The 26,698-nt window shown below is 41.3% G+C and carries 23 protein-coding genes; 14 read left to right on the top strand and 9 right to left on the bottom strand.

The window, feature by feature from the left end:
- Positions 1–2: 2 nt before the first annotated feature.
- Entirely contained in the window at positions 3–1,778 is a 1,776-nt protein-coding gene (locus tag ACULLH_RS11430; RefSeq protein WP_454088875.1) for a hypothetical protein, read from the top strand.
- Positions 1,779–1,816: 38 nt separating this feature from the next.
- Positions 1,817–3,352 carry a YifB family Mg chelatase-like AAA ATPase gene (locus ACULLH_RS11435; protein WP_454088876.1) on the top strand — a complete coding sequence of 512 codons (1,536 nt, stop codon included), beginning with the start codon at positions 1,817–1,819 and terminating at the stop codon, positions 3,350–3,352.
- On the opposite strand, the gene ACULLH_RS11440 is transcribed toward ACULLH_RS11435, so the two are convergent.
- The gene (locus ACULLH_RS11440) at positions 3,344–4,000 is read right to left on the bottom strand and encodes a GNAT family N-acetyltransferase (protein WP_454088877.1); all 657 of its coding nucleotides are present in this window, start codon (positions 3,998–4,000) and stop codon (positions 3,344–3,346) included. The two genes, ACULLH_RS11435 and ACULLH_RS11440, sit on opposite strands and share 9 nt — an antisense overlap.
- Complete coding sequence (locus tag ACULLH_RS11445) at positions 3,997–4,872, bottom strand: 3-keto-5-aminohexanoate cleavage protein (protein WP_454088878.1); 876 nt, start codon at positions 4,870–4,872, stop codon at positions 3,997–3,999. The genes ACULLH_RS11440 and ACULLH_RS11445 overlap by 4 nt, the downstream gene beginning before the upstream one ends.
- Positions 4,873–5,171: 299 nt before the next feature.
- On the opposite strand from ACULLH_RS11445, the gene ACULLH_RS11450 reads away from it, so the two are divergent.
- On the top strand, positions 5,172–5,579 hold the full coding sequence (locus ACULLH_RS11450) for a hypothetical protein (protein WP_454088879.1): 408 nt from the start codon (positions 5,172–5,174) through the stop codon (positions 5,577–5,579).
- Here the strand turns inward: ACULLH_RS11450 and ACULLH_RS11455 are convergent.
- Entirely contained in the window at positions 5,576–6,019 is a 444-nt protein-coding gene (locus ACULLH_RS11455) for a hypothetical protein (RefSeq protein ID WP_454088880.1), read from the bottom strand. The two genes, ACULLH_RS11450 and ACULLH_RS11455, sit on opposite strands and share 4 nt — an antisense overlap.
- Before the next feature lie 180 nt (positions 6,020–6,199).
- Between ACULLH_RS11455 and ACULLH_RS11460 the strand changes: the two genes are divergently transcribed.
- The 4 genes from ACULLH_RS11460 to ACULLH_RS11475 are packed head-to-tail and all read left to right on the top strand — an operon-like array spanning position 6,200 to position 9,700.
- Entirely contained in the window at positions 6,200–7,396 is a 1,197-nt protein-coding gene (locus ACULLH_RS11460) for an Nramp family divalent metal transporter (protein ID WP_454088881.1), read from the top strand.
- Entirely contained in the window at positions 7,397–8,137 is a 741-nt protein-coding gene (gene pxpA, locus ACULLH_RS11465; RefSeq protein ID WP_454088882.1) for a 5-oxoprolinase subunit PxpA, read from the top strand.
- Positions 8,050–8,868 carry a 5-oxoprolinase subunit PxpB gene (gene pxpB / locus ACULLH_RS11470; RefSeq protein WP_454088883.1) on the top strand — a complete coding sequence of 273 codons (819 nt, stop codon included), beginning with the start codon at positions 8,050–8,052 and terminating at the stop codon, positions 8,866–8,868. Before pxpA ends, pxpB begins: the two co-directional genes overlap by 88 nt.
- Positions 8,861–9,700, top strand: coding sequence for a 5-oxoprolinase subunit C family protein (locus ACULLH_RS11475; protein ID WP_454088884.1), 840 nt, complete (start codon positions 8,861–8,863; stop codon positions 9,698–9,700). The genes pxpB and ACULLH_RS11475 overlap by 8 nt, the downstream gene beginning before the upstream one ends.
- On the opposite strand, the gene ACULLH_RS11480 is transcribed toward ACULLH_RS11475, so the two are convergent.
- The gene (locus ACULLH_RS11480; protein WP_454088885.1) at positions 9,695–10,423 is read right to left on the bottom strand and encodes a nitroreductase family protein; all 729 of its coding nucleotides are present in this window, start codon (positions 10,421–10,423) and stop codon (positions 9,695–9,697) included. The genes ACULLH_RS11475 and ACULLH_RS11480 overlap by 6 nt on opposite strands.
- 363 nt (positions 10,424–10,786) lie before the next feature.
- Here ACULLH_RS11480 and ilvD point away from each other — a divergent pair, with 363 nt between their 5' ends.
- From ilvD to ilvA, 6 genes are read left to right on the top strand one after another with little or no spacing between them, the layout of a single operon-like run.
- Positions 10,787–12,466 (top strand): dihydroxy-acid dehydratase, encoded by a 1,680-nt coding sequence (ilvD, locus tag ACULLH_RS11485; RefSeq protein ID WP_454088886.1) that lies wholly within the window; start codon positions 10,787–10,789, stop codon positions 12,464–12,466.
- 49 nt (positions 12,467–12,515) lie between these two features.
- The gene (ilvB, locus tag ACULLH_RS11490; RefSeq protein ID WP_454088887.1) at positions 12,516–14,249 is read left to right on the top strand and encodes a biosynthetic-type acetolactate synthase large subunit; all 1,734 of its coding nucleotides are present in this window, start codon (positions 12,516–12,518) and stop codon (positions 14,247–14,249) included.
- 1 nt (position 14,250) lies between these two features.
- The gene (locus ACULLH_RS11495) at positions 14,251–14,832 is read left to right on the top strand and encodes an O-methyltransferase (protein WP_454088888.1); all 582 of its coding nucleotides are present in this window, start codon (positions 14,251–14,253) and stop codon (positions 14,830–14,832) included.
- A gap of 2 nt (positions 14,833–14,834) precedes the next feature.
- The gene (ilvN, locus tag ACULLH_RS11500; RefSeq protein ID WP_454088889.1) at positions 14,835–15,362 is read left to right on the top strand and encodes an acetolactate synthase small subunit; all 528 of its coding nucleotides are present in this window, start codon (positions 14,835–14,837) and stop codon (positions 15,360–15,362) included.
- A 27-nt stretch (positions 15,363–15,389) separates the two neighbouring features.
- On the top strand, positions 15,390–16,865 hold the full coding sequence (gene ilvC / locus ACULLH_RS11505) for a ketol-acid reductoisomerase (protein ID WP_454088890.1): 1,476 nt from the start codon (positions 15,390–15,392) through the stop codon (positions 16,863–16,865).
- 29 nt (positions 16,866–16,894) lie between these two features.
- Positions 16,895–18,160, top strand: coding sequence for a threonine ammonia-lyase IlvA (gene ilvA, locus ACULLH_RS11510; protein ID WP_454088891.1), 1,266 nt, complete (start codon positions 16,895–16,897; stop codon positions 18,158–18,160).
- A gap of 7 nt (positions 18,161–18,167) precedes the next feature.
- On the opposite strand, the gene fucP is transcribed toward ilvA, so the two are convergent.
- Positions 18,168–19,463, bottom strand: a complete 1,296-nt coding sequence (gene fucP / locus ACULLH_RS11515; protein ID WP_454088892.1) for an L-fucose:H+ symporter permease — start codon at positions 19,461–19,463, stop codon at positions 18,168–18,170.
- A gap of 368 nt (positions 19,464–19,831) precedes the next feature.
- On the opposite strand from fucP, the gene ACULLH_RS11520 reads away from it, so the two are divergent.
- Entirely contained in the window at positions 19,832–21,421 is a 1,590-nt protein-coding gene (locus ACULLH_RS11520; protein ID WP_454088893.1) for an NADP-dependent glyceraldehyde-3-phosphate dehydrogenase, read from the top strand.
- Between the two features lie 99 nt (positions 21,422–21,520).
- On the opposite strand, the gene ACULLH_RS11525 is transcribed toward ACULLH_RS11520, so the two are convergent.
- The 4 genes from ACULLH_RS11525 to leuD form a co-directional block, all read right to left on the bottom strand.
- Complete coding sequence (locus ACULLH_RS11525; RefSeq protein WP_454088894.1) at positions 21,521–22,900, bottom strand: putative metal-binding motif-containing protein; 1,380 nt, start codon at positions 22,898–22,900, stop codon at positions 21,521–21,523.
- 389 nt (positions 22,901–23,289) lie between these two features.
- Positions 23,290–24,345 (bottom strand): 3-isopropylmalate dehydrogenase, encoded by a 1,056-nt coding sequence (gene leuB / locus ACULLH_RS11530; RefSeq protein ID WP_454088895.1) that lies wholly within the window; start codon positions 24,343–24,345, stop codon positions 23,290–23,292.
- Between the two features lie 123 nt (positions 24,346–24,468).
- Positions 24,469–25,986 carry an alpha-isopropylmalate synthase regulatory domain-containing protein gene (locus tag ACULLH_RS11535; protein ID WP_454088896.1) on the bottom strand — a complete coding sequence of 506 codons (1,518 nt, stop codon included), beginning with the start codon at positions 25,984–25,986 and terminating at the stop codon, positions 24,469–24,471.
- A gap of 34 nt (positions 25,987–26,020) precedes the next feature.
- Positions 26,021–26,617 (bottom strand): 3-isopropylmalate dehydratase small subunit, encoded by a 597-nt coding sequence (gene leuD / locus ACULLH_RS11540; RefSeq protein WP_454088897.1) that lies wholly within the window; start codon positions 26,615–26,617, stop codon positions 26,021–26,023.
- Positions 26,618–26,698 lie beyond the last annotated feature (81 nt).

The following is a 26,698-nucleotide window of genomic DNA, read 5'->3' on the forward strand; positions in this document are numbered from 1 at the left end:
TTATGAAAAAAACTAGAATTGTATTAACCATACTGTTGTTAAGTGCATTGGCCGGTTTTGGCCAGTTTTCCAATTTGGAAAGCGCAAGTTCTTTTGCCAATATGCCTAAAGAGCGCGTATACGTTCACCATAACGAATCTTTGCTTTTCTCCGGGGAATATCTTAGGTATAAGCTCTATTGCATCAATAAAAGCACAAAAGCAGCAAGTGATATAAGTAAAATTGGTTACGTGGCCCTCATTGATAAAGATGGGAAATCCGTTTTCACCCATAAGGTCAGGTTAAATGATGGGTCTGGATATGGCGACTTCTTTATTCCAACTTCGGTGCCAACAGGAAGTTACAAGTTATTGGGATATTCAGAATGGATGAAAAATTTTGAAGCATCCGGTTTTTTTCAAACAAATGTGCATGTCATCAACCCGTACCAAGGTACTTCGGAATCCTATTTGGAACCAAAAAGAGATTCTTTGCAAGAAGCTCAGGTAGCCCAAGCATTAGTTCAGGGTGTAAAAACTATCAATAATGATGTGGTTGAAAGTCCATTTTTGGATGTAAAATTGAACAACGCTGAGGTTGGAACTAGGGAAAAAGTGGTTGTTAGCGTTTCTTCGGCCAACTTGGTTGCGCAGCAGGGAGATTATGCCATTTCAGTGAGAAAGGTAGACTCATTCCCTTCACCAGAGAAGATTTCTTCCCTTTCGTTTTTTAACAACTATGTGGTCAAAGGGACCAATAGTGCAGGGTCAGGGTCCAAAATTGCACATTTGCCGGAGTTAAGGGGAGAGGTAATATCAGGAACTCTAATTGATAAAGATAGTAAGCAACCGGTTGCCGGACAGCGGGTTTCACTTTCTTTACCAGGGGATAGTTTTTTGTTGAAAGTGGCCACTTCGGATGCGAATGGACGTTTTAAGTTTATAACAGAACGGGAGTACGATAATGCCAATGCAGCGATACAGATACTTTCGGATGAGTGGGACAAGTATGAAATAAGCCTGGACACCCATCAACTTGCATCTATTGAGATGGATTATACAGAGTTCAAACTTTCCAAAAAAATGAGGGACTATATCCTGCAAAAAAGTATTCAAAACCAAATTGAGAATGCCTATAGGGAAATGCGATCAGATTCCATTCTACCCGCCCAACACTTGGCACCATATTATAGGGAGTTTTCTGCTAACTATCATTTGGACGATTACACCAGGTTCAATAGCATCCAGGAAACAATAGTAGAGGTTGTTGATCAAGTTTCCATTAGAAGGTCGAACAATGACGAGCGTGTTTTTGAAATTAGACCGGATGAGGGCTATACCAATCTTAGTCTGTTACCTATGGTTTTTGTCGATGGGCTTTTTCTAAAGCGTCATGAAGATTTCATGGATTACAGTGCAAAAAAAATAGAGAGCATCAGTTTTTCTAGGGATAAAGTAATGCTTGGCTCCCAGGTTTTTCAAGGAGTGTTGTTTTTTAAAACGATTGATGGCGGTTTCTATAATGAATTCTATGCACCGCACATTAAAAATGTGGAACTTTTTAAACCTCAACCTCAAAAAAATTACTTTAATCAGCGCTACACTGAAAGTAATAAACAAGACCGAACCCCAGACTTTAGAAATCAGTTGCTTTGGAACCCTAATCTCCATCTTTCCAATTTAAAAGAGGAAGTTGTTTTTTACACCTCCGATGTGGCGGGCGAGTACGAATTGGTGCTGGAGGGGTTTACATCAAATGGAAACCCAGTATCCGTCAAACGGCGGTTTATGGTTAAATAAGTCTATCATACTTTTTAGGCATAGTAAACTACTTTTCTATGCTTACAAAAGTGTATGGGAGCTCCGTATTTGGTGTTGAGGCCCAGACCATTGTTGTCGAAGTAAATGTTGACAAAGGAATTGGCTACCATCTTGTGGGCCTTCCTGATAATGCTGTCAAGGAAAGCAACTACCGAATTGCTGCTGCCCTTCAAAACAACGGTTTTAAAATCCCGGGAAGAAAAATAACTATCAACATGGCCCCGGCCGACCTGCGAAAAGAGGGTTCTGCCTATGATCTTACATTGGCATTGGGAATACTGGCAGCATCGGATCAAATCAAATCGGAAGATATTGAAAGGTATATTATTATGGGTGAGCTTTCCTTGGATGGAGGACTGCAGCCGATAAAAGGAGCGTTGCCCATAGCGATAAAAGCAAGGGAAGAGGGATTTAAAGGATTTATCCTTCCAAAAGAAAATGCGGAGGAAGCTGCTATTGTGGATAAACTTGAAGTGTACGGCGTCGAGAATATAAGTGAGGTGATAGGCTATTTTGACCGTGGAAAAGAACTACCTCAAACAAAGATTGACACAAAAACCCAATTTGATAAACGACTTGACTTCCCTGATTTGGACTTCGCCGACGTAAAGGGTCAGGAAAGTATAAAACGGGGTATGGAGATTGCCGCGGCCGGTGGTCACAATATTATCCTGATTGGCCCACCTGGTGCAGGAAAGACTATGCTTGCCAAAAGGTTACCTTCCATTTTACCATCCATGACTTTGGATGAAGCTTTGGAGACGACAAAAATCCATAGTGTTGTTGGAAAACTGAAGAATACGGGGTTAATGACCCAAAGACCTTTTCGAAGCCCTCATCATACCATAAGTAGTGCTGCCTTGGTAGGTGGTGGAAGCTATCCGCAACCTGGGGAGATCTCATTGTGTCACAACGGTGTTCTTTTTTTGGATGAATTGCCCGAATTCGAACGCAGGGTTCTCGAGGTTATGAGACAACCCATGGAAGATAGAGAGGTAACAATATCCAGAGCGAGATTTTCGGTAACATACCCTAGCAGTTTTATGCTGGTTGCCAGCATGAATCCAAGTCCTTCCGGCTATTTTAATGACCCGGACGCACCAATGACATCATCACCAGCGGACATGAAACGGTATATGGACAAAATTTCAGGACCTCTATTGGACAGGATTGATATCCACATAGAGGTTGCCCCAGTTCCTTTTGAGAAATTGACTGATGCCACGAGAGCAGAATCAAGTAATATGATCAGAAGGAGAGTGGTGGCAGCTAGAAATATCCAAACCAAGAGATTTTCAGCTCTTGAAAATGTGTATTACAACGCTCAAATGAATACTAAGCAAATAAGAAAATTTTGTGCTTTGAACAACGAATCCATGGATCTACTCGAAAAAGCCATGGTGCGACTGAACCTTTCTGCAAGAGCCTATGACCGCATATTAAAATTGGCTCGTACAATTGCCGATTTGGAAAACAGTGATGACATTACCAAAAACCATATATCGGAAGCCATACAGTACCGTAGTTTGGACCGTGAAGGCTGGTTAGGTTGAGATCTTACCGGTATAATCCTTGATTTTGAAAGTTCTGTGGAACCTCTTGAACAAAACCACTGCAAAGTAAAGGGTCAGGGGTTTGGCATTTAACTTTCGTTTGAATTTCGCGGATGATTTATTGAAATAGTCCGTAACACTGTAAATTTTGTTGACTCCCTCTTCATGCAGTAGCTCGTAACTTTTGTATCTCAAATAAGGAGCTAAATTTAATCCTCTATAAGGGGGATATGTATACATATTTAGCAAATAAGCCTCATCATCTTCCAAGCGGAATACTCTTTTCCTAAATGTTAGGTCATTGTTCTCTATGCACATAAATGCCGCTACTTCGCCATTGTTTTTGACACCGATGAACCTTAGGCCATTGCCCAATCTACTAATTCCGCTTTCTACATTGACAAACGACGTTTTTTTAAGATTTTTTACATCGTCAACAGACAGTACTTTGAATTCGAAATCACTTTCATTTCCTCTTATTTTAGGAGGTTCTATACCACCTATCCCTTCTTGAACCCAATAATATGGTCCAAGGTCTATCCCAAACCGGGCGAGAAAATTTCTACAAGTGAGCAGAAACAGCCCGTGCTTAAATTTTACAAATAACAGCCTTAGCTTATAGAGCTTGGTGTCTTCCTTGACCGTCATACTTTAACACATGGCCGTCCATATTCGGAAAGGCATTTTTGTAAGTTCATCTTTTCTCTAAATTCATGAGGGGACATAACCTCACGTTCGTTTGCTGCAGCGATGGTATGTATTCTTTTGATCAAATCAGGATTGGAAGCCAATTTTGTTCTCTTGGTATCGTACCAAATATTATCCTCGACACCTACTCGAACACCTCCACCTGTCGCGATTGCGATTGAATTCATCTTCAATTGCTCGCTTCCAATACCGGCCAAACTCCACAGGGAATTCTCGGGAAGATCATTCAGCATGACCCCAGCGTTCAGAAGATTCGCCTGCGCACAAGCTATGTTTCCTAAAAGCAAATTGAAATAAAAAGGAGGTTTAAGCAATCCTTTTTTATGTAAATACTTTGCGTAGTTGATCATACCTATATCAAATACCTCCAATTCAGGAACAATTCCTTGTTCCAGCATAATACTTGCCAAATCCTGAATCATTTTAGGGGAATTTGTGCTGGCTGTCGCGTTAAAGTTCAGTGAACTTAAGGTTAGACTGCCCATATCTGGCTTTAGCTTATCCTCCAAAAACAGCGGGTCAGCTCGCTGCTCAAGCTTGGAAAAGTTCCGCCCGCTCAACGATACGCAGATTACTAGGTCTGGGGCATATTTTCGTATCCCCTCGATTATCTGACCGTAAATTTCTTTTTTGTAGGTTGGGGTTCCATCAGCTTCATCCCTTGCATGCAAATGGACCATTGTGATACCTATTTCCGAAACTTCCAATACGTTTTCCACAATTTCTGGAACACTGACAGGAACATGAGGAGTCATTTCCTTTGTGGGAATCATACCTGTTGGTGTGAAATTGATAATTAGGTTTTCTGACATAACTTTTTGGTTTGGTAAAGGCGAAAGTAGAATGCAATGGGAGAGATGAAAATTATAATGGACAGACGCACAATTTATTGGATGAGTAACCTAATCGTCATAGTATCAAATCCGTACGATGAGATATCAACAATGATTGACAAGGTTAAAGCACCTTATTTAAGGGATTAATAATCAATGTGTTAAAAAAACCATCCAAAAACTTAAAATACTTGAAAAATTAAGTTAAATCTTACAATTAAACATTTCTAAAATAGCTTTGATTGTACATTTGCGGCCGTTTTTTACAGAATTGAGCTATGCAATGTGTGGAGTTGAACCCTGCCGGTAATTTTGACCCATGGGAACAAGAAATGATAGATGAGCTGCTTCATCAAGAAATAAAAGAGTCCCTAGGAGAACGTTTAGTTTTTGAAAACGAATCGGTTAAATTATGGGATATCCGACTCGAACCAGGTGAGCGTATTCCTTTTAGAAAGCACAATACCAATTACAATTGGGTGTGCGTTACAGGCGGGTTGGCTTTGACCCGTCATGGCAACGGTAAGATCAGCATGATCAAACTGGAACCTGGCGATACCGAATACTGGGAGTTTAAAGGAAAAGACTACACCAATGATCTAGAGAACATTGGTGATAGAACTATTGCCATAAATATTCTGGAATACAAGCAAACTGACATTGAGCAGTTATTGTATTCGAACTAGATTGCCTTGATGTTCGCTTTTAAACCGGCAATGATTCCAAGAATATTTTGTACGGTATCCTCCAAGTAGTACTTAACCGCCAAATGTGGTATGCGTATGGTGGTAAAACCATTTTTGAAGGAATGCATGGCTTCTTCTAGATCACTGATGGCCTGTTCGTGTGTAATCGTGTCATAATCCTTGTCTATTTCAATATTGAGCTTCACACGTGAAATGGCTATATCCACGGATTTTTTTCCATCCCACCATTCGAGCATAGGGTGTGCTCCTGCTTCCTTAAGGGCATAGAAGAGCTGTATCGCTTCTAGCGGAGTATTGTTATCTAGGATTATTTTTTTGATAAGTCGGGTATGTCGTTCGCAGAGTGCAACGCCCAAAGAGTCCATGGATGCGTTGTATTGCTCACGCCCGATACTTTTTTCACAATCTTTACAAGTCATGAGAATTAGGTCAAGTTTTGGTCAATAATATGATTTGGGACTATTATAACTTTCACTTTTTCGTAATCGTATAAATGTTCGATGTAAAACACCCTATTTTTAGACGAAATACATTTTTTTGGATGAAATGCACTATTTCTAACAAAACACTTTAATTTCAACCATGAAAAACACACATGCATGTTTAAAAAAATAGGGCCGGGGGTATTGGTCGCAGCAGCCTTTGTGGGACCGGGAACAATAACTATCTGTACCCTAGCGGGTGTAAACTTTGGATACACACTTATTTGGGCCGTTTTACTCTCTATTTTGGCAACAATTGTACTTCAGGAAATGGCTGGGAGAATAGGAGTGGTTTCACAGACTGGACTAGTGGATGTCATTAAGACCGAACTCAAGTCTCCATGGATAAGGAACATTGTTTTGGGCATTGTGCTTGCCGCCATCTTAGTTGGAAATGCTGCATATGAAGGTGGCAATATAGGTGGAGCCACATTGGGCTTACAGGGACTTTTTGGAGAAGGAACCTTTGAACCCTTTTATCCTTTGATCATTGGTGCTTTTGCTTTTCTATTGTTATGGTTGAGTAACTACAAAACCTTGGAAAAAGTTTTCGTCGGGCTCGTTGGCCTAATGGGGGTATGTTTTGTGCTTAGTGCCATTATTACCAAACCGTCGATAGGTGGAATATTGAAAGGAATGTTTGTCCCAAACTTACCAGAAGGAGGTCTACTTACCGTAATCGCTTTGGTCGGAACAACTGTTGTACCTTATAATCTGTTTCTACATGCTTCATTGACAAAGGAAAAATGGAATTCTGCCTCCGAACTAAAAGATGTAAAGTGGGATACCATAGTTTCCATTGCGTTGGGCGGGTTTGTGTCCATGGCAATATTGATAACCGCTTCAGCTGCTCCCGTTGCTAATGTGAACAACGTTTTGGACATGGCCATTGGACTTGAGCCCTTGTTCGGAAAAATGGCCCGTTACTTTTTAGGGATAGGTTTGTTGGCAGCGGGAATCACTTCTGCAATTACAGCTCCGTTGGCAGCAGCGTTCGTTGCAAGCAGTTGTTTCGGATGGGACAAAGGGATGCAAAACAAAAAGTTTAAACTGACATGGGCTATAGTCTTGGCATTGGGTGTGGCCTTTTTATCATTTGATATTAAACCTATTCAGATTATTCAATTTGCCCAGATCGCAAACGGCATCCTTTTACCCATAATGGCTATTTTATTGCTTTGGGTGGTCAACAAAAAGACGGTTATGGGGAAACATACCAATTCCATTGCCCAAAATACCTTTGGTTTTCTGATTGTCGGCTTTTCAATTTTCCTTGGAATGAAAAGTATTCTAAAAGTTATTGGATTGTTTTAGATGGAAGAATGGTATATTGATATCAACTGTGATGTGGGGGAAGGTGTTGGCAATGAATCCCAACTATTACCACTGATTAGCTCCTGTAATATTGCATGCGGCGGCCATGCTGGCGATGTTGAAACAATGGAGAAGGTGGTAAGACTTGCGCAAAAGAACAACGTAAAGATCGGTGCCCATCCTTCATACCCCGACAAGCTTAACTTTGGGAGACAAGTAATGTCGATTTCAGACGAGAACCTAAGACAAAGTATTGTTGAACAACTTAAGATATTTGATGAGGTGCTTAAAGGTGAAGGAGGAAATCTTCACCATATTAAGGCACATGGAGCCTTATATAATCAAACAGCAAAAGATAAAAACTTGGCAACGCTATATTTGGATGCCGTTGATTCCTATCGGGAAGACGCTTTTTTATACGTGCCCTTTGGTTCTATAATAACCAAATTGGCTGTTGAAAGGGGATTCAATATTATTTATGAAGCATTTGCGGATAGAAACTATAATATTGATTTAAGTCTGGTTTCCCGCCAATTGGACAATGCATTGATCAAGGAACCTGAACATGTGCTAAAACATATTATACCAATAATCAAGAAGGGGGAAGTTGTAACAATTTCCAATGAACGTGTGAAAATCAAGGCAGATACCCTGTGCATTCATGGAGATACTCCTTCGGCATTGCAAATATTGATGTATCTTTCCGAAGAATTACCCCACTGTGGGATACAGTTGAAGTGAAGAACTATTCCATTAACATTAAGCCCTTCGGAAAACAAGCTGTTCTTATTGAATGGCCAAAACAGGTCGATGAATCCATTTTGGAGGACATCCTTGATTTTTCCAATGCTTTTAAGAGTTTGAGCCTTCCAAATTGGGAAATGTCGGCGGCATACAATTCAGTCACCTTGGTAAACCATAATGGAGAATTGGACTTTGGTGAAACCCAGACACTGATTCAAGATTGTTATACCAAAAGAAAGACTTCGAAAACGAAAAACGGGCGTTATTTATGGCGTATTCCCGTTTGCTATGATGATGAGTTTGCATTGGATATGGAGGAAGTATGTAAATTTCTCAAAACCACCACTGAAAAACTGATTGACCTCCATACCGCAAGCCAATTCACTGTATATGGAATTGGTTTTTTACCTGGTTTCATGTACCTCGGTGGACTGCCTCAGGCATTGGAGATTCCGAGACGAAAGGAACCTCGATTGTCGGTGGACAAAGGTTCTGTGGGATTGGCAGGAAAGCAAACAGGAATTTATCCGCAAGATTCACCAGGGGGATGGAATATCATCGGGAGTTGCCCGATTCCTGTCTTCGATGCCAAGTTGGAGAACCCTTGCTTTGTTCAGGTGGGCGATAAAATCCAGTTTTATCAAATCTCAAGGGCGGAATATGATCTGCATAAAATAGAGACCGAAGTGGGCATTTATAAACTCGAAAAAATCCCATTGGATGCTTAAGGTCTTAAAATCCGGTTTTTTTCTTACCATCCAAGATCTAGGTCGGTTGAGCAACAGACATTTAGGTGTTCCCATTTCGGGTGTTCTTGACTCCATATCGGTAAAAATGGCCAATAAAATGTTGGGAAATGACTCTAATGACGCGGTATTGGAAATAACAATGACCGGCCCCACCTTACAGTTTGAAGATGCAACGCACATCTGTCTTTCGGGAGCTCAACTTTCCGCTACCTTGAACAACAAGCCCATCGACAATTATCAGGTCATAAAAGTTTCAGAGGGAGATATTCTATCCTATGGTAGACTTGAGAATGGTTTTCGAAATTATTTAGCGATCAAAGGAGGATTTACCACTCCCAAAGTGTTGGGGAGTCGATCACAATACTTTCCTGTTACTGAAAAGAAATGCATCAAGGATGGTGATGAAATACCTTTTGATGCGAACATCAGTTTTGAACCTCCAGTTTCCGAGGTGAAAATAAAAAGCCATTTCGACCAAGATTATCTCGAGGTTTATAGGGGCCCGGAATACGATATGCTATCCGACAGGCAGTTGGCTTCGCTTTTTTCAAAACCATTTACAGTATCAAAGGCCAATAACCGAATGGCCTATCAACTTTCAGAACTTATTGATGGCCATGATACTTCCATGTTGACTTCTGGAACGCTTCCGGGAACAGTGCAGTTTACTCCCGCGGGCAGGTTGATTATTTTAATGAAAGATGGTCAGACTACTGGGGGATACCCACGGATTTTACAACTCTCTGATGAAGCCATTTGTGTGTTGGCCCAGAAAAAATTTGGGGACTCCTTGAATTTCAAATTACTATAACCTTTTATAGACTTCGTTGAATGGAACGCGAAAACGGGGACCATACACTCCATGTTCTTCCCTTACACCGCAACCTATGACCATATTTATCTCTGAACTGGATGGCAGACCCAACGCTTTCTTAACACGTAGGGAATCATGACCCTCCATGGGACATGTGTCATATCCAATAGCGGCCATACTTACCATAAAATTTTGAGCGGCAAGTCCGGCGCTCTTATGGGCAACTATGCGCATGTCCGATTGTCTTACCTGCCTATAGGTGGGTTTAAACAGGCCCATTACTTGGAACATTACATATTTTAATATTCCCACCAAACCCAAAAAATCAAAATAAACCGTAGGCATGATTTTTTCATAATAATTGATGGCGAATTTTTCTGGAGTGGTGTAATCTTCCTTCGGCTTATCGCCAAATGAGGATTTTAAAAATTTAAGATTCGCATTTACCCTGTTTCTCCATAAATCTTTTCGAGCTACAACAACAACAATTTGTTGCGCGGTTTTCGCTGCCTTTTGACCCAAGCAAGCGGTTGTTAGTTTGCTTAGAATATCTTTTTGGGTAACATGGTAAAATTCCCAAAGTTGAAGATTACTGCTGGTAGGAGCCAAAACTGCATTTTCAATGCACTTTTTTACCTTTTCAGTATCCAATTCAACATCATTTTTAAAAATCCGGACAGAGCGTCGATAGTGTATCGCTTCGGTAACTTTTTTCTCCATAGGTTTAAAGATACCCAAACCAATTTGTCACTAAAATAATTTTTTGTACTATTGAAGCATGAATCAAAAGAATGTAATCAATAACGTGGTCATTATTGTTCCCTGGAGGGAATGATACAGACTTGCTATTGATTGAGAAGAGCCTGTATCGAACAAGATACAGGCTTTTTTTATGGGTATTGAAATAAATGAATATGGTATTTTAAAATGAGATAAGTATTTGAATTTCAGTTCAATACATAGATATATATGCAAATGGATTTAGAACCCCCAAAACTGTTAAAATTATTGGGTATTTGAAACATCTATCTTTGGATACTGAAGTAAATTCAATGGAATTTTAGATTTCAAGTAAAGTTATTAATGGAATTAAACAAACACAGCAAGAACGTTACCCAAAACCCTTCGCAACCGGCATCACAAGCCATGTTGTACGCCGCAGGTTTAAAGGAGGAGGATATGAAAAAGGCCCAAATAGCCATTGGAAGCACCGGTTATGATGGCAATCCTTGTAATATGCACCTAAACGTAATAGCGCAGGAAATAAAAAAGCATGTAAATAACACGGGACAAGTGGGTTTGACATTCGGTACTATTGGAGTATCTGATGGTATCTCGATGGGAACGCCGGGAATGAAATATTCATTGGCTTCCAGGGATATTATTGCAGATTCCATGGAAACTGTGATGAACGGAATGTCTTATGATGCATTGATTGGTGTCGTTGGATGTGACAAGAACATGCCCGGAGCTATTATAGCCATGCTAAGGCTTAATAGACCTTCTATTATGGTATACGGAGGTAGTGTTGCTTCGGGAAACTATAAAGGACGAAAGCTGAATATTGTATCTGCATTTGAAGCTTTGGGGCAGAAGATTGCCGGGGAAATCGATGAAGCCGAGTATAAGGAAATTATTAAGAGAGCAATTCCTGGAGCAGGTGCCTGTGGGGGAATGTATACGGCAAATACAATGGCTTCATCCATAGAATGTATGGGTATGGCCTTACCGTATAACTCATCTATTCCAGCGGTCAATCCCAACAAACTCTCAGAGGCGGAACGTACTGCACTGGCCATAAAGAATCTTTTGGAGCTCGATCTAAAACCAAAGGACATCGTTACCAAAAAGTCAATTGAAAATGCAATCACTTTGGTCAATGCCCTTGGTGGTTCTACGAATGCGGTATTGCATTATTTGGCCATCGCGTATGCTGCCGATATTGATTTTACCTTGGATGATTTTCAACGGATAAGTGATAGAACACCCCTTATTGGTGATTTAAAACCTTCAGGAAAATACCTCATGGAAGATGTCCACGGTATTGGTGGAACCCCCAAAATCATGAAATACTTGTTGGTGCAAGGCTTTTTGCACGGAGACTGTATGACGGTGACCGGTAAGACCTTGGCTGAAAACCTTGCGGATGTTGAAGCCATGGAATTTGAAGAGCAAGATTTGCTGTACAGCGTGGACAAGGCCTTAAAATCTTCAGGAAATCTACAGATCCTAAAAGGAAATTTGGCGGAAGAGGGCGCCGTAGCAAAAATATCAGGTAAAGAAGGTTTAACGTTTGAAGGTAAGGCCGTAGTGTACGATAGCGAACCTGAAGCCAATGAAGGAATATCCAAAGGCGAAGTGGAAAAAGGTGATGTAGTGGTGATTCGCTATGTGGGACCCAAAGGAGGTCCAGGAATGCCCGAAATGCTAAAACCTACATCCATGATTATGGGAGCTGGTTTGGGAAAATCTGTTGCGCTTATCACTGATGGCCGTTTTTCAGGTGGAACCCATGGTTTTGTGGTTGGTCACGTAACCCCAGAAGCCCAAGTAGGAGGGGCCATTGCCCTTGTTGAGACCGGTGATCTTATTACCATTAGTGCGTTGGACAATTCCATTACCTTGAACATTTCGGATGAGGAAATGGAAAGAAGAAGGACCAAATGGCAAGCTCCACCATTAAAATTTACCAAAGGAATATTGTACAAATACGCAAGATCTGTTGCATCAGCTTCAGAGGGATGCGTAACCGATAAATATTAAAAAATGTGATTTCTGTTGATGCAGGAATATTATCATCAAAGTTGACCTTATGAATACGGAAACTTTAAAAAAGAAAAAAAACAAAACAGCCAAAACCATTCGGATAAGTGGGGCCGAAGCCATAATACATTGTTTGCTGGCTGAAGGTGTGGATTTGATTTATGGATACCCCGGAGGAGCTATCATGCCGGTCTATGATGAACTTTATAAGTTCCAAGATAAATTGACACATATCCTTACTAGACACGAGCAAGGAGCCACCCATGCAGCCCAAGGATATGCCCGTGTTAACGGCAAAGTGGGCGTGGCCATGGCAACCTCTGGACCGGGAGCTACCAATTTGGTGACCGGTTTGGCCGATGCCCAAATTGATTCCACCCCAATGGTCTGTATCACCGGACAGGTGCCAAGACATTTATTGGGATCAGATGCTTTTCAAGAAACGGATATAGTTGGCATTTCCACTCCGGTTACCAAGTGGAACTATCAAATTACAAAGGCGAGTGAAATTCCGGAAATCATGGCCAAGGCATTCTACATTGCCAGATCAGGAAGACCAGGTCCGGTATTGGTTGATATTACAAAAAACGCCCAGTTTGATGAGTTCGATTTTGCATATGAAAAATGTACCGGGGTAAGAAGCTATAAGCCGGCACCTGAACCAGATATCAAAGCTATTGAAGCTGCGGCTGAATTGATAAACAGTGCGAAGAAACCTTATATCGTGTTTGGTCAAGGGATTATTTTAGGTGAGGCGGAAGCAGAGCTAAAAGATTTTGTTGAAAAGGCCGGAATCCCTGCGGCGTGGACTATTTTGGGGCTTTCCGCCATGGATACTGATCATCCTTTGAATGTGGGTATGGTTGGCATGCACGGAAACTATGGACCAAATGTGCTGACCAATGAGTGCGATGTGCTTATTGCAATAGGTATGCGCTTTGATGACAGGGTCACCGGTAATTTGGATACCTATGCCAAACAAGCCAAAGTGATTCATTTTGAAATTGACCCAGCGGAAGTCAATAAAAATGTAAAAGCGGACATTGCCGTGTTGGGCAACGCAAAACAGACATTGGACCTTTTACTTCCATTGATCAATAAAAATGAGCACAAGGAGTGGAGAGCTGAGTTTGATAAAAAATACAAGATTGAGTACGAGACGGTGATCCAAAAGGATTTGAAGCCTACCAAGGAGGGGCTGACCATGGGGGAAGTGATTGAGCAAATCAATATCGCTTCTGGTCATAAAGCTGTAATCGTAACCGATGTAGGACAACATCAAATGATTGCTTGCAGGTATGCAAAATTCAAACAATCAAAGAGCAACATCACCTCTGGAGGCCTTGGAACCATGGGATTTGCGCTTCCAGCCGCCATTGGTGCCAAAATGGGGGCTATGGATCGAGAGGTGGTTGCTATCATTGGTGATGGAGGCTATCAAATGACAATTCAGGAGTTGGGTGTTATTTTCCAACATAATGTTCCTGTGAAAATTGTGGTCCTTAACAATGACCACTTAGGTATGGTAAGACAATGGCAGGAACTTTTCTTTGAGAGTCGATATGCCTCAACCGTAATGACCAACCCGGATTTCGTAAAGATAGCCGAAGGATATCATATCAAATCGAGAAGGGTAGTGGAGCGTTCAGAATTAGAGGATGCTGTTTCTGAAATGATTGCTTCCAAAGATCCATATTTCTTGGAGGTTAGGGTTGAAAAAGAGGATAACGTTTTTCCAATGATTCCGTCCGGGGCATCTGTTTCTGATATTAGGCTCAAATAGAATGAATCAAGCCAGTATAGTAGATAAACCATCTATATATCCCGATTTGCTTGCCAAATCTGAGGAAATAGGGTTCAATATGCCTTCAGATGTGTATATCGGAACACTTTTGAAAACATTGGTCGCGTCAAAACCTAGGGGAAATTTCTTGGAGTTGGGGACAGGCATGGGATTATCACTGGCTTGGATATTGGAAGGTGCAGATGAAAATTCCAAGATTACAAGTATTGATAATGATATTGAGCTTATCCAGATAGCTAAAGATTTTTTTGGTCAAGAGGAGCGATTAAAACTGGTACATGTGGATGGAGAGGAATGGTTATCCACATATGACGGAAATCGGTTCGACCTGATTTTTGCTGATGCGTGGCCTGGTAAATACAGTTGTCTAGAACAGACTCTTGGATTGATCAAGCAAGGTGGATTCTACATCATTGATGATATGAAACACCAACCGAATTGGCCCGAAGGGCACCTAGACAATGTTTTTTCATTGATTGACAAATTGGAAGAAAGAACAGATTTAACAATTACAAAAATGGACTGGTCAACAGGTGTGGTTGTAGCGGTCAAAACAAAATAAGAATGGAAAATAAGTGGTATACCATTTCGGTTTACTCCGAGAATAACGTAGGGCTTCTCAATAGGATATCAGGAATATTCTTAAAGAGACACATTAATATAGAGAGTTTAAATGTTTCAAAATCAGAGATTGAGAACGTATCTAAATTTACCATTGTAGTTTTTACAACTGAGGACTGGGTTCGAAATATTGTCGGACAGGTTGAAAAGCAGATAGAAGTGATAAAAGCTTTCTATCATACTGACGATGAAACAATTTATCAAGAGTCGGCTTTGTTCAAAATAGCATCGGATTTATTGTTTGATGAAAGGCAGATTCAGAATATTATTAAAGAAAGCAATTCGCAAATCGTGACGGTGGCCCGAGACTTCTTTGTTTTGGCTAAAACGGGACGTCGCTATGAGATAGATGAGATGCACGATGCGCTTGAGCCTTATGGCATCATGCAATTTGTCAGATCCGGGCGTATTGCGGTTACAAAGGCAACCATGCCCATTACCGAAATCTTGGAAGAATTTCAAAATCAATAAAATAAATAGCACAAATCAAAAAGGAAAATGACAAATTATTTTAATACGCTGTCGCTTCGAGACCAACTGGAACAATTAGGAAAATGTAGGTTCATGGAAGCCAGTGAGTTCACCGATGGTGTAACCGCACTTAAAGGGAAAAAAATCGTAATTGTAGGTTGTGGCGCCCAAGGATTGAACCAAGGATTGAATATGAGGGATTCGGGCTTGGATATTTCCTATGCGCTTCGTGAAGCCGCTATTAAAGAACAAAGGCAATCCTTTAAGAATGCTAAGGAGAACAATTTTAACGTGGGCACCTACGAAGAATTGATTCCAACTGCGGATTTGGTGATCAACCTTACCCCCGACAAGCAGCATACCAACGTGGTGAGCACGGTGATGCCGCTTATGAAAAAAGGGGCCACGCTTTCATACTCCCACGGATTCAACATCGTGGAGGAAGGTATGCAAGTACGTGAGGATTTGACCGTAATTATGGTGGCACCAAAAAGCCCAGGTTCTGAGGTGCGGGAAGAATATAAAAGAGGGTTTGGGGTACCTACCTTGATTGCTGTGCACCCTGAAAATGACCCAGAAGGTAAAGGTTTGGCACAAGCTAAAGCCTATGCCGCAGGAACTGGCGGACATAAGGCCGGAGTATTGGAATCATCTTTTGTTGCCGAAGTGAAGTCTGACTTAATGGGTGAGCAAACTATCCTATGTGGTCTGCTACAAACCGGGTCTATTCTATGTTTTGATAAAATGGTGGAAAAGGGAATTGATGCGGGTTATGCCTCAAAATTAATTCAATACGGATGGGAAACCATCACCGAAGGACTGAAACATGGTGGAATCACCAACATGATGGATAGATTGTCCAACCCTGCTAAGATCAAAGCGTTCGAGTTGGCGGAAGAATTGAAAGAAATCATGCGTCCCTTGTTCCAAAAACACATGGACGATATCATGAGCGGTCATTTTTCCAAAACCATGATGGAAGATTGGGCCAATGGCGATAAAAATCTATTGGATTGGAGAGCAGCTACAGGCGAAACCGCTTTTGAGAAGACTCCAGCTGGAAGCGATGACATTTCAGAACAGGAATACTACGACAACGGCGTATTGATGGTGGCCCTTGTTAAATCTGGTGTAGAACTGGCTTATGAAACGATGACCGAATCTGGTATCATTGGTGAATCCGCCTACTACGAATCTTTGCACGAGACTCCTTTGATTGCGAACACGATTGCCAGAAAGAAGCTTTTTGAAATGAATCGTGTTATCTCTGATACCGCTGAGTACGGCTGCTATCTCTTTGACCATGCATGTAAGCCTTTGTTGACCGATTTTATGAAAACAGTGGATACAGACATCATCGGAAAGCAATACGGCGAAGGTGATGACAATGGTGTTGACAATGTAAAATTGATTGCAGTAAACAAAGCTTTACGTGAACATCCGGTTGAAGTTGTAGGAGCTAGATTGCGTGAGTCCATGACTGCAATGAAGCCTATAGTATAGCACATTTAAACCACGCTGATACCATCTATATGAAAGGAACAGCGACAACATATTTTCCGGATATAGCGGATATTTATAAAGCTGCGCAGACTATTAAACTAGTAGCCGACCAAACACCTTTGCAGCAAAGTATCCGCTATTCCAAAAAATACGACGCCAATATTCTGCTCAAACGGGAGGACTTGCACCGGGTGCGTAGTTACAAGATTCGTGGTGCATTCAACAAAATAAGCTACCTTTCCAAAAAGGAACTACAAAATGGTGTGGTTTGCGCAAGTGCAGGTAACCATGCCCAAGGTGTTGCTTTCGCTTGTAACCATTTGGAAGTAAAAGGAACCATTTACATGCCCGTGGTGACACCCAAGCAAAAAATTGACCAGACCAAAATGTTTGGAGGGGACTGGGTTGAAGTTGTACTGGAAGGCGATACCTTTGACGATTCCCAAAAAGCTGCACAGTCCTATTGCGAAAAGAAGAACAAGACCTTCGTACACCCGTTTGATGACCCAAAGACTATCGAAGGGCAGGCCACCATCGGTTTGGAGTTGCTTAACCAATCTGAAAAACCGATAGATTATATTTTTGTTGCTGTTGGAGGTGGGGGACTGGCTGCGGGACTCTGCGGCACCTTTGAGGCTTTATCACCAAAAACCAAAATCATAGGTATCGAACCTGCAGGAGCACCTTCCATGAAGACTTCCATTGAAAAGGGAGAATTGGTAGAGCTTGATCAAATTGATAAGTTCATAGACGGTGCAGCGGTTCAAAAAGTTGGACGATATACCCTTCCCATTTGCAAAGAGCATCTGTATAAAATGGAAACCGTTCCTGAAGGCAAGGTCTGCCAAACCATTTTAGAATTGTACAATCGGGATGCTATCGTTGTAGAGCCGGCAGGGGCACTTACAATTACCGCATTGGATGATTTTAAAGATGAAATAAAGGGAAAAAACGTGGTCTGTGTGGTAAGTGGAAGTAATAATGACATTACCCGCACTGCAGAAATAAAGGAACGTGCTCTACTTTATGGAAACCTAAAACACTATTTTATTGTACGATTTCCGCAGCGCCCTGGAGCTTTAAAGGAATTTGTGGCCAATATCTTAGGACCTGATGATGACATTACCCATTTTGAATACTCCAAGAAATCAAGCAGGGAAAATGCTCCTGCCGTTGTGGGTATTGAGCTAAAATCTTCAGAAGATTTGGAACCATTGATTCAACGGATGAAATCCAACAATTTTTTCGGGGATTATCTAAATGATAAACCGGATCTCTTTCAATATTTGGTATAAGGCCCTTCTAATTGGCCTTGTTTGAATACTTGGCAATCACTGCACCATATCCTACCAAAAGGGCAAAAGCTGCCGCTACACATATGTATGATATGTTCACACTGGACAAATCAATGATCAATCCTTGGATGGGGTTCATAATTCCAATAGCGATAATGGCCATAATCAATCCGGAAGCCCCGACTTTAGCTTCTTGTTCAGATAACCCTTCAAGTCCAAGGCCATAAATGGTTGGAAAAAGTAAACCTGCACAACCGCTCATTACTATCAACATATATCCACCAAAATTGCCAGGAAATACTATAGCTATTATGGCAGCAAGGGTTGCAATACTTGCCAAAAGGGCCAGAAGCTTTGAGGGTTTTATGAATTTCATCAACCATGTGCACACAAAACGCATGATAGCAAATACAATGACCCCGTAGAACAGGATATCGCCAGCATCTCCCGTACTGATAAAAGTTCCATCGGGTAACTTGTAATTTTCCTTTAAATATGGAATTGTAAAGGCAAATGTTCCAAATTGAGCGCACATTGCAGCAAAGAGCGCCATTACAGATAAAACATATCTTTTCTTTTTTAAGATGCGTTTGTAAATGGCAAAAAAGCCATCCTTGAGTTCATTTTCACTGGCTTGAAAACGTGGCATTTTGTTAAGCAGAAAAATAACAAAAAAGACTGCAGCTACTATGGCAATATAAATGTATGGCTTTGCAAGTATGGCCAATTCCTGGGTTTGTAAATCTACAAGCTCTTGGGTGCTTAATTTTGCCTTTTCAGCGTCGTCACTTAAATTTTTTAAAATAAAGTTGGTGGCGATGAAGGTGCCGGTTAGCTGACCGATCGGATTAAACGATTGCGCTAGGTTTAATCTACGGACCGAGGTTTTCTGATCTCCCATAGCTATGATATATGGGTTTGCGGCAGTTTCCAAAAACGAAAGGCCTGCAGCTAGGGTAAACAAAGCGGTCAAGAAAAACCAATATTCCTGTTTAACACTGGCTGGAAAGAAAAGGAAGGATCCGGCCGCAAACAAAAATATCCCAAGCAGAAGGGTGGTTTTATAGCTTGTTTTTTTGACGAGTAAGGCAGCTGGAATGGCCCACACAAAGTAAGATCCATAAAAAGCTGATTGCACCAACGAGGCTTGAAAAGTGGACATATCCTTGAATATATCCTTGAAGGCCGCAATTAACGGCTCTGTCATATTGTTGGGTACACCCCAAGCAAAAAATAAAACAGTAACTAAAATAAACGGTAAGATGGGGGTGTTGGACAAAATGCCCAGCTGTTGTTTTTGCATAAGGGAATTGTTTGGTTGGATTTGATTGGTTTAAGCCAAAAAGTAATAAAAATAAACGATGGGGCATAGTTTCCGAAAGAAGAAAAACAGATTGATGGTTTGGCGTTAAATATCTCCTATTCTGTACTTCATTCATTCTATCTAAAATTTGGTAAATCAAACCATTTGCCCAATAGGAACTCGAGACATATTGTCTTAGAAAAAGAGGCTATGATCTTAACAATTTCACGTTTATTTCTGATAAAGGTTCTACTAAAACGTTTGAGTAGGCAAACCTTTGTAAATAAAGGTTTTTTCAGTCTTTTTTGTGTTAGCTTTGTGCTGTATTTGGCCATGCCGGATGAATAACAACCCAAAACAAAAGGGCTATGCAGACACAGATAGCAATACCAGAAGAATTTCAGATTAAGGAGCAAATCCATCAAAAAACCTATTTGGTAAATGGGGATTTAAAGGAATGGAATGGAAAAAACTCGGAGGTCATCTCCACAATATCCACTACGGAGGAATATGCACATACCATACTAGGTAGTATCCCGGATATGGGCGAGACCGAGGCAATGGAAGCTTTAGATGCCGCAACCAATGCCTACAATAGAGGACAGGGGGTATGGCCTACGATGAAGGTGAAGGACCGCATCGAGTGTATGGAGTCTTTCGTAAAAAAAATGGAGGAGAAGCGCGAGGAAGTAGTAAAACTGCTGATGTGGGAAATTGGAAAATCCCTGCCAGATTCCAGAAAAGAGTTTGACCGAACGGTAGAATACATTTATGATACCATTGAGGATTATAAGCAGCTGGACCGCAATTCTGCCAAGTTTCAAAAACATGATGGGGTATATGCCCATATCCGCCGGGGACCTTTAGGAGTGGTATTATGTTTGGGGCCATACAACTATCCCTTAAACGAGACCTTTGCATTGTTGATCCCTGCACTTATCATAGGAAACACCGCAATTTTTAAACCCGCGAAACATGGCGTGTTGTTGATAACACCGCTTTTGGAAGCGTTTCAAAGCAGTTTTCCTAAAGGAGTGGTCAACATTTTGTTCGGTAGGGGAAGGGCAGTGGCCGCACCAATCATGAAAACTGGAAAGGTTGATGTGCTTGCCTTGATAGGTAACAGTAAATCGGCCAATGCATTGCAGGATCAACATCCAAAAAGTAACCGTCTTAGACTTGTCTTGGGATTGGAAGCTAAAAACCCGGCGATTATTTTACCGGACGCTGATTTGGATTTGACCATTAAGGAATGTATTGCGGGAACCTTGTCTTTTAATGGACAGCGTTGTACAGCCTTGAAAGTAATCTATGTACATGATGATGTGAAGGAAGAGTTTTTAAAACGATTTTCCGCAGCTGTAGATGCATTGGAACTGGGCAATCCATGGGACAAAGGTGCGCAGCTGACTCCACTTCCAGAGCCGGGAAAACCGGCTTATATTCAAGAATTATTGGATGATGCCAAGAAGAAAGGAGCCAAGGTTCAGAACAAAAAAGGAGGAAAATTGTCTGAAAATTATATATGGCCTGCAGTTTTATATCCCGTCTCCAAAGATATGCGGGTATATGAGGAGGAGCAGTTCGGCCCGATAATTCCTGTGGTATCCTTTAAGGATATCGAAGAACCCTTGGATGATATGGCAGCTTCCAACTATGGGCAACAAGTGAGTTTGTTTGGGAAGGATGTTTATACCTTGTCACCATTGATTGATACCTTGGCTAATTTGGTATGTCGTGTGAATTTGAACAGCTCTTGCCAACGAGGGCCGGACGTATATCCTTTCACCGGACGAAAAGACTCCGCACAATCTACGTTAAGTGTGCATGATGCTTTACGTTCGTTTTCCATTCGGACATTTGTTGCATTCAAGGACAATGACCTAAACAATGAGACCATTGAGCAGCTACTGGAAGCTAAGGTCAGCAACTTTTTGAGCACGGATTATATTTTATAGCGGTTATCTATAGGTTCTAAACTTTCAACAGATTATAACAAAAGGCCACAGGAATTTCCCGCGGCCTTTTTAGATAAGACTAATTCTAATTATGCAAAGCTAGTCTTCGCTTGATGGAGTAGACCGCGTGTAAGAGAAAGCTCCTCCAGGATTTTCTTTTCCTGCGTCCCATTTTGTAAATGTCAAGGTCAGGTAGATATCATCATCTACTAACCATAGTCCAAGTTTTTTTCCAACCAATGCACTCATATCTACATCACTATTCACTTCAACTTCATCTTCAACACTTGATATGATGGTAAAGTCATCAGCTACAAGAAGAACATCTGAGTTATTCTCTAAACTGGTAATTATGGATACTAGGTTTCGGAAACTATGGAAATGTTCCGGATTCCCCAGAGAACCATATAGTTGGTAGCTGTCCCAAGAACTATTTGGGTTGTTTGCTCCGGTATCATCCAATAAGGTCCATAACACTCCTTTTGTTCCTCCGGTTGGGTTGATTTCGGTAATATCTTTAAATGAGATGGATATGTCATTAGTGAAATCAGCGGCCAAATCAGATGCTTCACCGTCACTGTGGGTGGCATCTGTGCCAAAATTATTTTGCCACCATGTATAATTGTATATGGGACCAGCATCTTGACGTGTGAAAGTTACATTATCGGTAAGATAATCTTGATTTTCATCCGAACTCCAAGGGGCATAGGTTTCCTTGCTAAATTCTATTTCTTCGCCATCCCAAACAATTCCTGAAATGCCATCACAGTTATTATCGATTTCGTCTCCTGGAATTTCATCTTCACCTATATTGATATTGGCATCTGTGTCATCACAATCGGTGCTGTCGATTACGTAACCATTGTTGAGGTCAGAGCAATCCTCCAATTCTATTGAAACCTGGGGATCACCATAACCATCACCGTCGCTATCCTGATATACCGTCATACCTGGGAAGATTGTGTCATCGTTATCATCACAATCAAGATTGTTCCGGACATAACCATCCGGAAGTGGACATGCAACCTGGGTAATTGTTGCTCCGGGATCTCCAAAACCATCTTGATCCTTGTCTTCATAAAAGATGTCTTGTATCCCAGGGTTGACATCTGCATCCTCATCATCACAATCTTCGTTGTTGGTTATAAAACCATCAGGAACAGTAGCACCAACACATAGTACCCTAACTTCTCCAGGGTTTCCGAAACCATCTTGATCAGCATCTTCATAATAGCTTGTTTTATCACAAATAGGTGTCACTGCCGCATCCGTGTCATCAGGATCGGAACCATCAGTAACATATGAGGCAGGTTGGACACATTCGCTTACCGAGATGCTTCTGTCTCCATAGCCATCACCATCACCATCGTAATAATAAAAATTGGTAGCGCATTCGGCGTTTTCGTCATCATTGCACGAGCCAAAAAGCAAGAAAGACGCAAATACAATTAAATGGAATGCAATTTTAGAATTTTTCATAAAGTTTTGTTTTTTGAGTTCGATTGCCAAAAAACCTGATCGTTAGCTATCATTGATTTAACAGGACTTATTTGGGCAACCTTAAGAGATTATTTGAATTCTTGCGAAACTATAGTTCCGTTTGCCTTCCGTCCCACATCAATTGATGGATAGTAGATATGAATTGATAGGTAAAACCAAGAGTCGAAGCTCTAAGGACAGGTATCCTTTTGAGCCTGATGATTGAAACTGTGAAGAAAAAAACTCCGTGGGGATATACGGAGTTTTGCACTAGAATTTAATTTGCTTTGAGCTTAAAATATCTTGTTCTCGGACCAAAGCATGTGGATTATCTTTTTTGGTTGGGTAACGGAGTTAGATATGTTTGAATAACGGCTCGTATCTTAAAGTTAAAGGTTTGCGGCCAGCCAATCCCCAACTTCACTGGTTTTGTAAGCTTTTCCGCCTTCCGCCAAATCTTCGGTGACTACACCCTCAGCAAGAGATTTGTTTACAACGTCTCTGATCGCCTCAGCTTCGTCCTTTAAATCAAAGTCTTCGAACAACATGGCTGCGGAAAGAATGGTTGCCAAAGGATTGGCAATGTCCTTTCCTGCCGCTTGGGGATATGATCCGTGAATAGGCTCATACAAGGAAACTTTGTTTCCAAGAGAGGAAGAGGGCATTAATCCCATTGATCCAGAGATCACGGAGGCCTCATCCGTTAAGATATCTCCAAAAAGGTTAGCTGTGATGATGATATCGTAGCCTTTTGGCCATTGAATCAAACGCATGGCCACGGCATCCACAAATTCATAGGATACCTCTACATCGGGATACTCTTTTTCCATAGCCTGCACGGTTTCACGCCATAGACGTGAAGCTTCCAGAACGTTGGCTTTGTCAACGCAACATAGTTTTTTGCCTCTTTTCAGTGCCATTTCAAAACCTTTTCTTGCCAAACGCTCAATTTCGAAACGCTGGTAGGTCATGGTGTCAAATGCAGTATCGCCCTCGTCTTTTCTTCCACGTTCTCCAAAGTAAACACCACCGGTGAGCTCGCGAAGTATGATCAGGTCGGTTCCTTCTATGCGCTCACGCTTTAAAGGTGATTTATCAATCAAAGATGGAAAAGTGAAGGTTGGACGAACATTTGCAAAAAGGCCAAGTTTTTGACGCATCTTTAACAAACCTTGCTCAGGACGCACCTTGGCCGAAGGGTCGTTGTCGAATCGCGGATGACCAATAGCACCGAACAGTACTGCATCTGCATTGGCACAGATCTCGTGCGTTTCATCAGGATAGGGTTCTCCAACGGCATCAATAGCGGCTGCACCTGTCAGTGCTGGTGTCCAATTGATTTCATGGTCAAATTTTTTGGCTATTGCATCGGATACTTTAACTGCCTGATCAATTACCTCAGGCCCAATTCCATCTCCGGCTAGAAGAGCTATGTTTAATTTCATTATTTTCTGGTCAATTATCGATTATTATCTGTTCTAAGTTAGTTTGAGTGAAACGTAAAAAAGGCAATTGCTAATTGTTCACTGTTTATTGTTCATTGTCCATTGTCCAATTGTTCACTGTGCCTAGACAAGATTCAGCATTTTTTCCGTTGCTTTTATGGCAGATACCGTTTGGTCTGAATCCAGACCTCGCGTGGTAAAATCCTTATCCTTGGTCTGCCAGGTTATAATAGTTTCGCAAAGCGCGTCCGAGTTACTGCCCGGAGGAATACGTACTGCATAGTCCACTAATTTGGGAAGTTCCATTTTTTCTTTTTGATAGACTTTTCGCAAAGCATTTATAAATGCATCAAACTGTCCATCACCTTGCGCATTTTCTTCATAGGACTTTCCATCTATTTCGATGGAAAGAGTAGTGGAGGGCTTTAAACCTTTGGAATGTGTAAGCACATACGATTTTACAAAAACCCGCTGCTGGTGCAGTTCGCTGTTGAGCACATCGGAAATGATGTAGGGGAGGTCTTCTTTGGTGACCCGCTCTTTCTTATCACCTAGTTCGATTATGCGTTCAGTTACTTTTTTTAGCTCTTCATCGTTCAAGGTGAGCCCCAACTCTTGAAGGTTCTTTTGGATGTTGGCCTTACCCGAAGTTTTACCAAGTGCATATTTGCGTTTTCTACCGAATCTCTCAGGTAGTAAATCATTAAAGTAAAGATTCTTTTTACTATCTCCATCTGCATGTATGCCAGCTGTTTGAGTAAATACATTGTCACCAACTATTGGTTTGTTCACCGGAATTCCAAAACCGGTAAAAGCAGAGACCAATTTGCTCACTTTAAATAGAGATGATTCCTTGACGCCAATTGAAATATCTGGCATAAAATCGTTCACCACGGCGACCACGCTTGCGAGAGGAGCATTTCCCGCACGTTCTCCCATTCCGTTGACGGTCAAATGCAATCCTCGGACCCCTGCTTTGAGTGCTTCCATTACGTTGGCTACACTTAAATCGTAGTCGTTATGCCCATGGAAATCAAAATGGGTGTCAGGATAGCGTTCTATAATTTGACGCAAAAACTCAAAAGTTTCCTGATGTGTAAGAACACCTAGGGTATCCGGAAGCAAAACACGTTTTATGGGTAAGTTGACAAGAAAATCCAAGTATTGGAACACGTATTCAGGCGAATTTCGCATGCCATTGCTCCAATCTTCCAAATAGACATTGGTATCGATACCCAATTCGCCCGCTTTCGACACAACGGTTTCAATGTCCTTAAAATGTTGCTCCGGCTTTTTCTTGAGCTGATGGGTCAAATGGTTCAATGAGCCCTTGGTCAAGAGATTTTGCACTTTGGCACCTGCCTGTTGCATCCATTCAAGGGAAACACCACCATCTACAAAAGTCAATACCTCCACTTTGGATAGAAAACCTTCGATTTTGGCCCAATCGGTTATATTTTTTACGGCTTCAAACTCTCCGTCCGACACTCGTGCCGAAGCAATTTCTATGCGGTCTACCTTGAGTTCTTCCAACAATAATTTAGCTAGGGTGAGCTTTTCCGAAGCGGAGAAAGACACCCCAGAGGTCTGTTCACCATCCCGAAGGGTGGTATCCATGATTTCAACAGTCCTTTTTTTCATTTTCAAGTGCTAGACCTATCTATTCTATTGCGCTTTATAGAGGAGTATTCTGCGCGAATTCCTGAATATTGTTTTTGATGTTCAACAGGAAATCAATATCATCAAACCCATTGAGCATATTTTGTTTTTTATAATCGTTTATGGCAAAACTTTCGCTTTCATCGGATTCCAAAATGGTTATCGTCTGTTCAGGAAGGTTTACCTCCAATTCCGTATTTGGATTGCTCTCAATATTCTTAAATATTTTATCCAAAAACTCTGGACTCACCTGAACTGGAAGTACACCAATATTCAGGCAGTTGTTTCTGAAGATATCCGCAAAAAAGCTGGACACCACGCAACGGAAGCCATAATCATAAACGGCCCATGCAGCGTGCTCTCGGGAAGAGCCAGAACCAAAATTTTTCCCACCTACAAGTATTTTTCCACTATAGATCGGGTTGTTCAGTACAAAGTGTTCTTTTGGTGTATTGTCCGGGTTAAATCTCCAGTCCCTAAAAAGATTATCGCCAAAACCTTTACGCTCCGTCGCTTTTAAGAATCGAGCTGGGATTATCTGGTCGGTATCCACATTTTCGATGGGTAATGGAACCGAAGAACTTTTTAATATGTTGAATTTATCGTAAGCCATTTTTTCAATTGTCGTTATCTATTGTCAGTTGTCAGATATCAGTTATCAGATTGCTGAGCTCTGAATTCTGATATCTTTTAT

It is taken from the genome of Flagellimonas sp. 2504JD4-2, from assembly GCF_053642935.1.